The organism is Kitasatospora sp. NPDC058162 (genome assembly GCF_042884005.1).
Taxonomy (GTDB): domain Bacteria; phylum Actinomycetota; class Actinomycetes; order Streptomycetales; family Streptomycetaceae; genus Kitasatospora.
In genome coordinates, this window is the sequence record NZ_JBHVUS010000021.1 from 103,788 (window position 1) to 117,370 (window position 13,583).

The following is a 13,583-nucleotide window of genomic DNA, read 5'->3' on the forward strand; positions in this document are numbered from 1 at the left end:
CCTGTCCGGATCGACGCATCATCAGAAGAAGCACGGATCCAGCGGCGCCGCGCCCTGGCCCGGGAGGGCGAGGCCGCGGGCTTCGCGCCAGGCGCGCTGCTCCTCGGAGGCCGCGGCGGCCTCCGCCACCCGCTCGGCCTGGTGGGAGCCGGCGAGGCCGGGCGCGGGGGTGGCGTGGTAGCCGCCGAACCGGGTGACCGGGCTCCACGACGGCGTCACCGCGGGCAGGTCGGGGGCCAGCCCCTGGTGCTCCTGGGTACCGTGGACGATCCGGCCGCCGACCACGGTGAGGACGGACTCGATGTGCGGGATGTCCGGCTCCGGCACGGTGAAGTAGTCGGCGCTGAGGATCGTGAGGTCTGCGTAACTCCCCACGGTCAGGCGGCCCTTGACGTCCTCCTCGCCGGTGAGCCGGGCGCCGCCCAGGGTGTAGAGCTCCAGGGCCTGCTCGCGGCTGAGCCGGTTGTGTTCGGCCGCGAGCCGCCGCCCGCTGACCGCGCGGCCGGAGACCAGCCAGTGCAGGGCGACCCAGGGGTTGTAGGAGGAGACCCGGGTGGCGTCGGTGCCCGCCGCGACGGTGAGGCCGCGGTTCAGCATGGCGCGCAGCGGGGGCGCCTCCGCGGCGGCCGGGGCGCCGTAGCGGTTGACGAACGCCTCGCCCTGGAAGGACAGGCGGTTCTGCACGGAGACGGCTCCGCCCAGGGCCGCGATCCGGTCGAGGCTGTCCGGGCTCACCGTCTCCGCGTGGTCGAAGAGCCAGCGGTTGCCGTGCGGGAAGAGGCCCTCGGCGGCGAGCTTCTCGAACACGGCGAGGTCGCGGCGGATGGTCTCGTCGTACGTGGCGTGCAGCCGGAAGCCCCAGCCGTTCTCCATCAGCAGGCGCACGGCCTTCTCGAACTCGGTCTCGTAGCCGCCCAGGTGAGGCCGCGGCTCGGTGAAGTTCTCGAAGTCGGCGGCCGCCCAGGTGAGGTTCTCGCCGGCGCCGTTGAGGCGCAGCCACGCGTCGCCGTCACCGGGGCGCACGGTGCTGACCCAGCGGGTGAGGTCGTCCAGCTCCTGCCCCGCGGTCTGCGGGAAGAGGTGGTAGGCGATCCGCAGGGTCAGCTGTCCCTGGCGGGCGAGTTCCATGACGGTGCCGTAGTTCTCGGGGAAGCTCTGGAAGCCGCCCGCGGCGTCGATCGCCGAGGTGAGGCCGAAGCGGTTCAGCTCGCGCAGGAAGTGCCGGGTGGAGCCGGCCCGGTCCGCCTCGTCCAGGGCCGGCGCCTTGGCCAGGGTGGAGTAGAGCAGCAGCGCGCCCGGAGCGGCGATCAGCAGGCCGGTGGGTTCGCCGTCGTGGCCGCGGACGATCTGGCCGCCGACCGGGTCCGGGGTGTCCCTGGTGAAGCCGGCGGCGCGCAGTGCCGCCCGGTTGAGCAGCGCCGACTGGTAGAGGTGCAGCACGAAGACGGGGGTGTCGGGCGCCGCGGCGTTGAGCTCGTCCAGGGTGGGCAGGCGGCGCTCGGCGAACTGGTCGGCGGACCAGCCGCCGACCACCCGCACCCACTGGCCGGGCGGGGTGCGCTCCGCCTGGGTGCGGAGCATGGCGAGCGCCTGACGCAGCGTCGGAACGCCGTCCCAGCGCAGCTCCAGCACGTAGTTGAGACCGCCGCGGATGACGTGCAGGTGCGAGTCGTTGAGTCCGGGGACGGCCCGGCGGCCGAGTGCGTCGACGACCCGGGTGTCCGGGCCGACCAGCGGGACGACGTCCGCGTCGTCGCCGACCGCGCTGATCAGGCCGTCCCGGACGGCCAGGGCGGTCGCCCGGGGACGGCCGGGGTCGTTGGTGTGCACCTTGGCGTTGCGGATGACCAGGTCGGCGGGCTGGTCCGGGGTGCCGGGGCGGAGGCCGGCGACGGGCATGCTGGACAACGGAATTCCTTTCGGGCGGGCCGGTGGGGCGCCCGGTGAACCTAGGCCGCCGATCGCGTCCGGAGTGCCTCGGCAGCGCATCGTCGGTTGCCTGGCAGCGCACGGCGCGTGCGGCCGATCCGTGGACGCGCCGGCAGTGCAGTCTCGGAACAGTCCCGGGCGCGCAGCGAGCAGCCGGGTCGGGCCGGCCGGGACTAGCGTCGTCGAACGTGGCGCCCCGACGGCCCAGCCCGGCGCCCGCCCATCCCACAACTCCCTGAATGGAGAAGAACCATGGTCGACTTCGCCACGGTCCACGCCGCCCCGAGCCCCGATCTGCTCACCCCGGACAACGCGATGATGCTGTTCGTCGACCACCAGCCGCAGATGTTCTTCGGCACCGGCAGCGGCGACCGCACCTCCATCATCAATTCGACCGTCGGCCTGGCGAAGGCCGCGAAGATATTCGACGTGCCCGTGGTGCTCTCCACCGTGGCGGCCGAGTCCTTCTCCGGGCCGCTCCTCCCGCAGCTGCGGGCGGTCTTCCCCGAGCAGGAGGTGGTCGACCGGACCAGCATGAACGCCTGGGAGGACGAGGCGCTGGTCGAGGCGGTCAAGGCGACCGGACGCAGCAAGATCATCCTCTCCGGCCTGTGGACCGAGGTCTGCCTGGTCCTGCCGGCGCTTTCGGCGCTGGAGCAGGGCTACGAGGTGTACGTGGTCGCGGACGCCTCCGGCGGTGTGAGCCCGCGGGCCCACGAGCACGCCCTGCAGCGGATGACCGCGGCCGGGGCCGTGCCCGTCACCTGGGTCCAGGTGCTGCTGGAGCTCCAGCGCGACTGGGCCCGCACCGAGACCTACGTCGCGGTGACGGACCTGGTCAAGGAGCACGGCGGCGCCTACGGCCTGGGCGTCGCCTACGCCCAGGCCATGATCGACCCGCACGCCGCCGGCTGACGGGCCGCGACCGAACCCGACTGAACCAGACCGAATTCGACCGGAGTCCCTCATGAACACGGGCCTTCTCCTGCTGCGGGTGGTCGCCGGCCTGCTGATCGCGGGTCACGGCGTCCAGAAGGTCAGCTTCCGCCTCGGCGGCAGCGGACTGACCGGCGGCACCGCGGAGTTCCGCGGCGACGGCTTCCGCGGCGGGAAGCTCACCGCGCTGGCCGCGGGCGGCACCCAGATCGGGGCCGGACTGATGCTGGCCCTCGGCCTGCTCACCCCGCTGGCCGGCGCGGGGGTGATGGGCGTGATGACCGTCGCCCTCACCGTCAAGTGGCCGCACGGGCTGTGGGTGCAGCACGACGGGTACGAGTACCCCCTCGTGCTGATCGTCATCGGCGCGGTGCTGGCCGCCACCGGCCCCGGCCAGTGGTCGCTGGACGGCGCCCTCGGCCTGGCGCACTGGCCGCTGTGGTGGCTGCCGGTGGCGGTGGTCGCCGGCGTCGGCGGCGGCCTGGCCACCCGGCTCGCCCTGCACCGGGCCTGACCGCCGGGCACCTCCCGACCGCGTGGGCCCCGGGGCGGCTATCCGCCCCGGGGCCCACGCCCGTTCGTCACCCGAGGAGGGTCGATGAAGCCGATCATGAAGCCGAGTTTGAAGCCGAACACCGTCCCGGACTCCGGCGGTTCCGCCTGGAGCCCCCTGCGGGAGAAGGCGTTCCGCGCGCTGTGACTGGCCCAGTTCGTCTCGCAACGGGACGCGGCCGAAACGGACCGCTTCATCGAGGTCGTCACGGTGACCTCATGGGCGGAGCACTGTGCCCAGCACCACGTGCGCTACACCGGGATCGACCGCGAATTCGAGCGCTCGGCCCGCGAGTTCGCGCCGGGCGAGCCGGTGGTGACGCACGCCGTGCCGGCCCGGGAATGAGCCGGATCCGGGCCGGCGTGCGCCGCCGGAGTCGCCACGCCGGTGTGCGGTGGCCCAGTGGCCGAACCGTGCCCGGTGGGTGGCCGGCGGGAACCGGGTCGGCGTACTCGGGGTGCTCGGCGATCCAGCCCCGGATGAAGGGGCAGTAGGGCAGCACAGCACTCCGACGACACTCCGTGCCTCCTGGGGCCAGTGCTGAGCACGCAGAGAACACGCCGACCCGGTCGGACTGCCTAGCGTCTTTCAGGGGCCGGACCTGCCTGCCGCAGGACTGCCGGTGCATGACCATCAGATGGCGTGAGGGAACGGGCGAAGAGATGAGCGGAACCGACGAGTTCGACCTCGTGGTGCTGGGTGCCGGTCCGACCGGGGAGAACCTCGCCGATCGCGCGCGGGCCGGCGGGCTGAGCGTGGCGATCGTCGAACGCGAGCTCGTGGGCGGCGAGTGCTCGTACTGGGCGTGCATGCCGAGCAAGGCGCTGCTCCGGCCGCTGGCCGCACTGCGGGAAGCGCAGCGGCTGCCCGGCGCGCGGGCTGCGATCTCGGGCGGGCCGGACGCCGACGCGGTGCTGCGGCGCCGGGACGACTTCGCCTCGCTGTGGCGGGACGACGGCCAGGTGGCCTGGCTGGACTCCGCCGGGGTCACGCTGGTCCGCGGGCACGGTCGACTGGACGGCGAGCGGCGTGTGGTGGTGGACCTCCCCGACGCCGGCCGCCGCATCCTGACCGCACGTCACGCCGTGGCTGTCTGCACCGGCACCGGTGCCGCCCTGCCCGACCTGCCGGGCATCGAACACGCGGGTGCGTGGACCAGTCGCGAGGCGACCAGTGCGCCCGAGGCCCCCGGCCGACTGGCCGTCGTCGGCGGCGGCGTCGTCGCGGTGGAGATGGCCACGGCCTGGAGTGCGCTGGGCAGCCGGGTGACGCTGCTGGTCCGGGATCAGGCCCTCCTGCCGCGACTGGAGCCCTTCGCCGGTCAGCTGGTGGCCGAGGCGCTTCGGGAGTCCGGGGTCGACCTGCGCTTCGGAGCGTCGGTGGCCGGCCTGGCCCGGGAGGGCGGGGTCGTCCTGGACCTCGGTGAGCACGGTGAACTGCGGGCCGACGAGGTGCTGTTCGCCACCGGGCGGCGGCCCGCGACCGGCGACCTGGGACTGGAGACGGTCGGGCTGGAGCCCGGCGGCTGGATCGAGGTGGACGACACCGGGCTGGCCGCGGGCGTGGCCGGCGGCTGGCTCTACGCGGCCGGCGACGTCAACCGTCGCGCGCTGCTGACCCATCAGGGCAAGTACCAGGGCCGGGTCTTCGGCGCCGTGATCGCCGACCGGGCGGCCGGCCGTGCCCTCGACCTCGCACCCTGGGGGCGCGGCGTCGCGACCGCCGACCGCGCGGCCGTGCCCCAGGTGGTCTTCACGGACCCGGAGGTCGCCTCGGTCGGGCTCACCCTCGCCGAGGCGACCGCGGCCGGCCGGCGTGTGCGGGCGGTCGACTACCGGATCGGCGATGTCGCGGGGGCCGCGCTGTACGCCGACGGGTACCGCGGGCAGGCCAGGGCCGTGGTCGACCTGGACCGGGAGACCGTGGTGGGGGCGACCTTCGTCGGGTCCGGGGTCGCGGAGCTGCTCCACTCGGCGACCGTCGCCGTCGTCGGGGAAGTTCCGCTCAGTCGGCTCTGGCACGCGGTCCCCGCCTACCCGACCATCAGCGAGGTCTGGCTGCGCCTGCTGGAGACCTACCGCGGCTGAGCGGGGCCGCACGAGTACGGCACAGTGCCCGGTCGGCGCCGCGGGCTTTCCCGCTGGCGGGGTCGGCGGGCGGGGCCCGTCAGCGGACGGGCCCCGCCCGTGCGTCACGCCCCGGCCTGTGGGGTGACCACGAGGTGCTCGGCGAGGAACCAGACCTGGGCCTCACCGGTGCGGATGACCTGGGAGACCAGCAGGTCCTGGGTGCCGTCGTCACCGAGCTGCGCGGTGCGGGTGGCCGCGTCGTGGGCCTCGGTGAGGATGATCTCGTGGGCTTCGAGGAGCCGCGAGATCATCGCCTGCACGTCCTCGACCCCGTCCGGCGGGCGCGGGACTCCGGTGATCAGGGCGGCGTGGCGGGGATCGCCCACCGCGACGCCGCCCAGGCTCTGCACCCGTTCGGCGAGCTCGTCGACCAGCGCCAGCTGCTCCTGGGCGTGCTTGTCGAAGAGCAGGTGCAGCTGGTAGAAGGTCGGACCGTGCATGCCCCAGTGGTGCTTCTTGTACAGCGCGTACAGGAACTGGGTGTCCGCGAGGATGCGGTTGAGCCGCTGGCAGGAGTACAGCCGGGCGTCGTGGGACAGCGCGATCGGCAGCTGCGTGACGGTGCCGAACGTCTGGATCTCGGGGCTGTGCCGGTGGAGGTGCGGTTGGCTGCTCATGGTTCTCCTGGTCAGTTGGTGAGGGAGCGGACGGCGGCACGGATCAGGTCAGCGACCTGCTCGGGGTGGGCGAGCATGACCAGGTACGAGGAGTCGACCTCGACGGTGGTCATCCCGGCACGCCGGTAGCCGAACCGTTCGACCTCGGGGTTGATGGTCCGGTCGGCGGCGGCGACGAGCCCCCAGGAGGGCTTGCTCCTCCACGCGGCGGCCGGCGCGGCCTCGCCGAAGGCCGCAGCTGCGAGCGGGCGCTGCGAGACCGCGAGGACCCCGGCCAGCGCAGGGTCGACGTCCGCGGCGAAGATCGCCGGGAAGCGGTCGACCTCGACCGAGACATCGGTGCCCTGGCCGTCCGTGCCCTGGCCGTCCGTGCCCTCCAGCGGGAACGGTGTGTACACCAGGGCGGAGGCGAGCTCGGAGGCGGGGAAGCGGCCCTGCAGCTCGCCCAGGCTCTCCCCCTCCTCCAGCGCGTAACCAGCAAGGTACACCAGGGCCTTGACGTTCTCCTCGGTGCCCGCCACGGTGATCACGGCGCCGCCGTACGAGTGGCCGACCAGCACCACCGGGCCGGGGATCTGCCGGACCACCGAGGCCAGGTAGGCCGAGTCACCGAGCAGACTGCGGTTGGGCACCGCCGGTGCCACCACCTTCAGCCCGTCGGCGAGCAGTTCGGGGATGACCCGGGCGAAGCTGGAGGCGTCCGCGAAGGCGCCGTGCACCAGCACGATGGTGGGTGTGTCGTTCGTCGTCATTCCTTGTTCCTTGGGTTCACCGGGCTCTTCGGAGCCCCCGCCGCACCGGGGTCCGGCGCGGCGGAGGCGGTGGCGGGCAGTCAGCCCTGGTGCAGCGCCTCGCGCAGCGTCTCGATCGCGAGGGTGATGGCACCCTGCGCGGACTTCGAGGGGCGCAGCGCGTTGAGCATCACGAAGTCGTGGATGGTGCCGAGGAACCGGACGGCGGTGACGGGCACTCCGGCCTGGCGCAGCTTCACGGCGTACGCCTCGCCCTCGTCGCGCAGCACGTCGGCCTCGCCCGTGATGACCAGCGCCGGTGGCAGCCCCTGGAGCTGTTCGACGGTGGCGCGCAGCGGGGAGGCGGTGATCTCGGCGCGCTGGTCGGGGTCGGTCGTGTACTGGTCCCAGAACCACTGCATGGCGTCACGGCGCAGGAAGTAGCCGGTGGCGAACCGGTGGTAGGACTCGGTGTCGAAGGCGGCGTCGGTGACCGGGTAGAAGAGCACCTGCTGCACCAGCGGGACGTCGCCGCGCTCCTTGGCCATGAGCGTGAGCGCCGCGCTCATGTTGCCGCCCACGGAGTCGCCGGCGACGGCGAGCCGGGTGGCGTCCAGGCCCTTGGCAGCCCCGTCGGTCACGATCCAGCGGGCGACGGCGTAGTTCTGCTCGATGGCGACCGGGTAGCGGGCCTCGGGCGACAGGTCGTACTCCGGGAAGACGACGGCGGCCCGCGCGCCGACCGCCAGCTCGCGCACCAGGCGGTCGTGGGTGTGGGCGTTGCCGAACACCCAGCCGGCGCCGTGGATGTAGAGGACGACGGGGAGCGGGCCGGTGACCCCGGCGGGGCGCACGATGCGGGCCCGGACGCGACCGGTCGGGCCGCCGGCCACCTCGATCCACTCCTCGTCGACGTCCGGCGCGGCGATCTCGCCGGACTGCACCTCGTCGACCGCCTTGCGGCCCTCGACCGGGCCCAGGTCGAACAGGTAGGGCGGGTTCGCCGTGGCCTCGGCGAAGGCGAGGGCCTCGGGCTCCAGGGTCGGCCCGGTGCCGGCGGCGTACTGCTCGGTCATGGTGATCACCTCGGGGTTCGTCGTCCTGTGGGGTGGTCATCAGACTAGGAACGCGCAGGCCGGAGGCCTGTCCTGACGGCGCACGTCCTCCGGCCGGTCCGCGCACGCCGCCCCCGGCTTCACCAGGAACGGCGGTGCAGGGCCATGTGCACGGTGTCGACGGCCTGGATCAGCGCGGCCCGCGCGGTGCCGGTGGGGTGGAGCGCGTCGAGCAGCAGGAAGCCGTGCAGGGCGCCCTGGTAGCGCATCGCCACCACCGGAACGCCCGCCAGGCGGAGCCGGGCCGCGTAGGCCTCGCCCTCGTCCCGCAGCACGTCGGCCTCCGCGGTGACCACGAGCGCCGGGGGCAGCCCGGCGAGTTGCTCCAGGGTGGCCCGCAGCGGCGCGACGGTGGCCTCCCGGCGCCGCTGCGCCTCGGGCAGGTAGTCGTCCCAGAACCGGCGCATGTGGTCGCGTTGCAGGAAGTACCCCGTCGCGAACCGGCGGTAGGACGGGGTGTCGAAGTCCGCGTCGGTCACCGGGCACAGCAGCACCTGGTGCACCAGCCGGACGTCCCCGCGCTGCTGGGCGATCAGCGTCAGGGCCGCCACCAGGTTGCCCCCCGCGGAGTCGCCGACGGCGGCGATCCGCTCTCCCTCCAGCCCGATCTCGTGGCCGTGCGCCTGGATCCAGCGGGCTACGGCGTAGCACTGCTCGAGGGCCACCGGGTAGCGGGCCGCGGGTGCCCGGGCGTAGTCCACGTACACCACGGCGGCGTCGGTCCCCAGCGCGAACTCCCGGATGAGCCGGCCGTAGGAGACGGCGTCGCCGAGCGACCAGCCGAACCCGGACAGGAACAGCACCACGGGGCTCGGCTCGGCGGCGCCGACGGGTCTGGTCACCTGGACGTGCACCCGCCCGGTCGGCCCGCAGGGCAGGGCGAGCCATTCCGCCGTGGTGCCGTACGGATCGTCCAGCTCCCCGGCGACCGACGCGACGACCGACCCGGCGACCGACGCGGTGGCCGGTACGGCGGCGTCCTTCTCGTGGTCCGGGGTGAGGAAGGAGAGGTCCGGTCGTTCCGTCGCCCCCTTGGCGGCAGCAGTGTCCAGGAACTCCTGGAGCGTCCGGTCGAACGCCGGTCGTCGGCCGTGCGAGGGGGTGGTGTCGGACAACTCTTCGCTCCTGGCATGGTCGGACGAGCACGACGTGCACGCCGCTCGACCGTACTGCCGGGACGGCCGCCGCAGTGGCCTGTCCGTGCACGGATTCCGGCCCCGGCGGCGGGCGGATCGTCAGCCGGTGTCCTTCGGGGTCGCACCCGGTCGAGGGGTCAGGAAGCGGGATCGCGGCTCTCGGTCCGGGCGGCGTAGGCCTGCCACTCGCGGGGCGAGACGCCGAAGGCGTCGCGGAACGCCCGGCTGAAATGGGAGTGGCTGACGAAGCCCCAGCGGTGCGCGACCGCGGACACGCTGGCCTGCCGACGGGACGGGCGCCCCAGCTCCCGGCGGCAGGCGTCCAGCCGACGCCGCCGCACCCACTGGCCCACGGTCATCCCGTCCTGCTGGAAGAGCTTGTGGAGGTAGCGCACCGAGATGTGCTGCGAGCGGGCGATCGATCCGGGCGAGAGGTCCGGGTCGGCGAGGTTCCGCTCGATGTGGGCCCGGATCCGGGACATCAACTCGGCCGCGGCGGTGGGGTGTTCCGGGCCCTCCTGGTCGAGCAGCTCGGTCACCAGGATGGAGACGATGTCGGAGGCGCTGCACGCGAGGTGGTGGCCCGGCCGGGCCCGGTCGGCCCGCGCCTGGGTGGCCAGGGTGTGGAGGAACCGGGAGGCGAGCGCGCCGACCCCCTCGCTCCCCCGCGCCATCAGCCCGCCCGCGCGCCGGACATCGCTCTGCCGGACGCCCAGGTAGGAGCAGGGGAGGCGGAAGCGGACCGTCCGGCACCCGGAGTCCTGCAACAGGCCCGCCGGGTGCGGGGTGGTGCTGATCATCAGGTCCCCCGGGGCCAGCACGGTGGTGGCACCGCCGCGACGGACCGAGGCCGCACCGTCGACGTGCAGGGTGACGTAGAGGCAGTCCTCAGGGTCGGCTCCGGGCGGCGGGGAGAGGAGGTCGATCCAGCCGTCGCCGCCGCGGGCGGCCCGGTCGAGCAGGTGGACTCCGGCTTCGGGTGCGGGGGTTTCGGGCATGGGTGAGGGACCCGACTGGTTCACGGGGGCTCCGACCGGTGGGAAGTGGTGCTTGTGCGGGTGCCGGTGCGAGCGGCCCGCCGCACGGCGGGCGGCGGCGCCACCGGCGACGGGGCGTTCAGGAGGGGACGTCCTTCCGGCGCCATTCATACAAGGAGCGGAACGGCTGGACCACCATGCGACGAACCGGGCTTCCGGCGGCTCCGCCCGCCCCGGGCGGCGCTCATCCCGAGGGGTGTCCGCTCCTCGGGGAGGGCCCCGCCGACACCTCCATGGGAGGCCAAAGAGCCTGCCAGGAAAGGAAGTTCGTCCAACAGTCCGGTGCAACGGCGATCGGCACAGCCGTCCGGCCGCACTGCTCCCCGACAACGGGCCCGGCCGAGGCGGGCCCGCTTGCCGGCCGACCATGCGGCCGGGAAGGTGCACGGACCGTCACGTCGTCGTGCACCACAGGAACATCCCCGCCGACCCCGGGACGACCGGGCAACCCCGCTCCGCGATCAGGACGAGGTCGCCCTGATCGACCACCGACCGCGTACCCTCTGAAGCCGGGAACAGTCGGGAACAGTGGTGTACGGCCGGAATCGACTCCGGTCGGCGTGGGCGGGACGGGAAGTAGCTCGAATGGCAGGGTCAGGCGGCGCGCTGTCCCATCGCGGTCTGCGCGGCCGGGAGGCCGAGCTCGGACAGCTCCGGACGCTGATCACCTCCGTGGCCGGCACCGGGAGCGGCGGACTGGCCCTGATCCAGGGGGAACCGGGCATCGGCAAGAGCACCCTGCTCGCCGAGGCCGCCGACCGGGCCGCCGAGGCGGGGTTCTCGGTGGGCCTCGGCAAGGCCGATGAGCTCCACCACATCGTCCCGCTCTCGTCCTTGGCCAGCATCCTGCACGGTGACCGGCCGCTGCTGCCCGCCGGTGACCTCGCCGATCTCGCCCGCAACCACGACCAGCGGATCTGGCTGGTGGAACGCCTGGCGGAGGCCATCGAGGCCCGGGCCACCGACGCGCCGGTGCTGATCGGCCTGGACGACGTGCAGTGGGCCGACGCGCTGAGCCGGTTCGCCCTGCAGCAGCTGCCGACCCGGCTGCGGACCTCGCCCGTCCTGTGGCTGCTGACCGGGCGCCCGGAGCCCGCCGGCCCGGCCGAGGAGATCGTGGCGGCCGCCGCCGGAAACCTTCCGACGCTCACGCTGCCCCTGGGCCCGCTGTCCGGCGCCGCCATCGGTCAACTGGCCGAGGACACGCTCGGACCGGCGGTCGACACCTGGGTGCGGGAGCTGCTCGACGGCGCCGGCGGGAACCCGTTCCTGGCGGTCGAGATGCTGGCCGGACTGCGGACCGCCGACTCCGCACAAGGCGTCATACCCTCCCGGCTCGTGGTCGGCGTGCGCGGCAGACTGCGGTCCCTGCAGCCCGGCACGCTGCGCTTCCTCCGGATGGGCGCGGTGCTGGGCCGCCGGTTCGGCTTCGAGGACGCGGCCGCGCTCTGCGACCTCCCGGCCGCCGCTCTGCTACCGGCGCTCGAGGAGGCCGTGTGCGCCGGACTCCTGGACGACGACGGCGACCACCTGGTCTTCCGGCACGATCTGCTGCGCCAAGCGGTCTACGCCGACATCCCGCCGTCGGCCCGGAAGGCCCTGCACCGCGAGGCCGCCCGCCGCCTGGTCGCCGCGGGCCGGCAGCCGGCCGACGCGGTGCCGCACATCCTGCGGGGCGCCGTGCCCGGGGACGAGGAAGCCGTGGCGCTGCTGCGGCGAGCGGCCGACGACGTGCTGGCGGTCACCCCGGGCCCGGCGGCCGACCTGATGCTGCGTGCCCTCGAACTGACTCAGCCGGCCGCACAGTTGAGCTTCGACGTGGGCGAGCAGACGATCCTCTGCCTGACCCGGGCCGGCCGGAACCGCGAGGCACTGGAGATCGGCGACCGGCTGCTGGCCACCCGGCCGCCGCTGGATACCTTCGGCCGGCTGCAGTCCGCCCTGGGCGCGGCCCTGTGGACCATGGACCTCGCCGACGAACTGCGCCGCCGGGCCGACGCCGCGCTCGCCGCCGGCGGGTCCGCCCCGGAGATCTGCGCCCGGCTGGCCGCCCTGCGCGCCCTGGCCCTCTCCCGGGGCGGTGACCTGGCAGCGGCGCGGGAGGCCGGTGAGACCGCGCTGCGGACCGCCACCGTGATCGGCGACCGGGAGGCCCATGTGCTGGCCCTGTCCGGTCTGGGCGAGACCGCGCTGAACGCCGGGGAGAATGCGGCGGCGCTGGAGCGTTTCGCCGCGCTGAGCGCCATCGACGCCGCCTTCCTCCCCGAGGAGGTCGTCGCACTCCTGCACGTGGACGACTTCGCCTCCGGTGGGCGCCTGCTCCACCAGGCGGCGGACCGGGCCGGTGCGGTGCGTCAGGCCATGCTGCTGTGGGCCCAGGGCCAGCACGACCTCGGGCTCGGCCGACTCGACGACGCCGAGGCCGACTTCGTGACCATGGAGCGCCTGGAGGAGGAGGTGCGGGTGCCCGTGCAGCAGGTGAACGGCCGGGTGATCCGCTCCCGGATCGCCCTGCTGCGCGGCGACCGGGAGGCGGCCCGGGAGCACCTGCTCGCCGCCCGGGAGCGGCTGGCCGTGAAACCGAACCCCGGCAACACGGCCGCGGTGCGCTTCCTGGAGGCCGTCCACGCCGAGGCCGACGGGGACGTCGCACTCGCTGTCGACCGGATCCGCCGGGTCCAGGAGCAAGGGCCGTTCATGCGCTGGCGGCTGCTGCGCGACTGGGTCGACACCGCGGTCCGGATGTCCCTGCGCGGCGGGGAGCAGCGGCTCGCCGAGGACCTGGCCGCACAGGCCGAGGCCCACGCCGGACGCAACCCGTCCGTGCCGACCGCCGCCGGCATCGCGGCGCAGGCCCGCGGGCTCGTACGCGAGGACCCCGCCGTGCTCGAACACGCCGTGGATCTGCTCGGGGCCAGCCCCCGCCCGCTGGCCCGGGCCGCCGCCCACGCCGATCTCGGCCGGGCCCTGCTGGCCGCGGGGCGGCGGAGCCGGGCGGTGGCCGCGTTGGAGCACGCGCGGGACGCGTTCGCCGAGGCCGGCGCCCACGCCGCGGCGGCACAGGTCCAGCGCGCCCTGGCCGGTGCCGGCGGCGGGAGCCGCAGGGCGGCCACCGTACGGCGACCGGTCCAGGGCTGGGGCGCCCTCACCACCTCGGAGGAGAAGGTCGCCCGCCTCATCGCCCAGGGCCACACCAACCGGTCGGCCGCCGACGTGCTCGTGGTCTCCCCGCACACCGTCAACACCCATCTGACGTCGGTGTTCCGCAAGCTGTCGATAGGCTCCCGGGTCCAGCTCGCCAACCTGGTCGCCTCCCTCCCCGAGGCCACCGGGCACGCCGTGGTTCATCCGGGGGGTGTTTAATGTGCGTTCGAACGGGAGTCCGACGGACCCCCTCCCC

The 13,583-nt window shown here is 74.1% G+C and carries 11 protein-coding genes; 5 read left to right on the forward strand and 6 right to left on the reverse strand.

The window, feature by feature from the left end:
* Positions 1–21: 21 nt before the first annotated feature.
* Positions 22–1,899 carry an amidohydrolase gene (locus tag ACFVXG_RS30190; RefSeq protein ID WP_387931930.1) on the reverse strand — a complete coding sequence of 626 codons (1,878 nt, stop codon included), beginning with the start codon at positions 1,897–1,899 and terminating at the stop codon, positions 22–24.
* A 282-nt stretch (positions 1,900–2,181) separates the two neighbouring features.
* On the opposite strand from ACFVXG_RS30190, the gene ACFVXG_RS30195 reads away from it, so the two are divergent.
* The 4 genes from ACFVXG_RS30195 to ACFVXG_RS30210 all read left to right on the forward strand — a co-directional run bounded on the left by ACFVXG_RS30195 (position 2,182) and on the right by ACFVXG_RS30210 (position 5,505).
* Positions 2,182–2,844, forward strand: coding sequence for a hydrolase (locus tag ACFVXG_RS30195; RefSeq protein ID WP_387931845.1), 663 nt, complete (start codon positions 2,182–2,184; stop codon positions 2,842–2,844).
* A gap of 52 nt (positions 2,845–2,896) precedes the next feature.
* Complete coding sequence (locus tag ACFVXG_RS30200) at positions 2,897–3,379, forward strand: DoxX family protein (RefSeq protein WP_387931847.1); 483 nt, start codon at positions 2,897–2,899, stop codon at positions 3,377–3,379.
* A 249-nt stretch (positions 3,380–3,628) separates the two neighbouring features.
* Positions 3,629–3,763 carry a hypothetical protein gene (locus ACFVXG_RS30205; protein ID WP_387931849.1) on the forward strand — a complete coding sequence of 45 codons (135 nt, stop codon included), beginning with the start codon at positions 3,629–3,631 and terminating at the stop codon, positions 3,761–3,763.
* A 317-nt stretch (positions 3,764–4,080) separates the two neighbouring features.
* A complete protein-coding gene (locus ACFVXG_RS30210; RefSeq protein WP_387931850.1) occupies positions 4,081–5,505 on the forward strand; it encodes a dihydrolipoyl dehydrogenase family protein in 1,425 nt (474 codons plus the stop codon).
* A gap of 104 nt (positions 5,506–5,609) precedes the next feature.
* Here ACFVXG_RS30210 and ACFVXG_RS30215 read toward each other — a convergent pair whose 3' ends face one another.
* The 5 genes from ACFVXG_RS30215 to ACFVXG_RS30235 all read right to left on the reverse strand — a co-directional run bounded on the left by ACFVXG_RS30215 (position 5,610) and on the right by ACFVXG_RS30235 (position 10,144).
* On the reverse strand, positions 5,610–6,164 hold the full coding sequence (locus ACFVXG_RS30215; RefSeq protein ID WP_387931852.1) for a Dps family protein: 555 nt from the start codon (positions 6,162–6,164) through the stop codon (positions 5,610–5,612).
* An 11-nt stretch (positions 6,165–6,175) separates the two neighbouring features.
* A complete protein-coding gene (locus ACFVXG_RS30220) occupies positions 6,176–6,916 on the reverse strand; it encodes an esterase/lipase family protein (RefSeq protein WP_387931853.1) in 741 nt (246 codons plus the stop codon).
* 80 nt (positions 6,917–6,996) lie between these two features.
* A complete protein-coding gene (locus ACFVXG_RS30225) occupies positions 6,997–7,971 on the reverse strand; it encodes an alpha/beta hydrolase (RefSeq protein ID WP_387931855.1) in 975 nt (324 codons plus the stop codon).
* Between the two features lie 119 nt (positions 7,972–8,090).
* On the reverse strand, positions 8,091–9,125 hold the full coding sequence (locus tag ACFVXG_RS30230) for an alpha/beta hydrolase (protein WP_387931857.1): 1,035 nt from the start codon (positions 9,123–9,125) through the stop codon (positions 8,091–8,093).
* 158 nt (positions 9,126–9,283) lie between these two features.
* Positions 9,284–10,144, reverse strand: a complete 861-nt coding sequence (locus tag ACFVXG_RS30235) for a helix-turn-helix domain-containing protein (RefSeq protein WP_387931859.1) — start codon at positions 10,142–10,144, stop codon at positions 9,284–9,286.
* A gap of 624 nt (positions 10,145–10,768) precedes the next feature.
* On the opposite strand from ACFVXG_RS30235, the gene ACFVXG_RS30240 reads away from it, so the two are divergent.
* Entirely contained in the window at positions 10,769–13,546 is a 2,778-nt protein-coding gene (locus tag ACFVXG_RS30240; RefSeq protein ID WP_387931861.1) for an AAA family ATPase, read from the forward strand.
* The last annotated feature ends 37 nt before the right edge of the window (positions 13,547–13,583 follow it).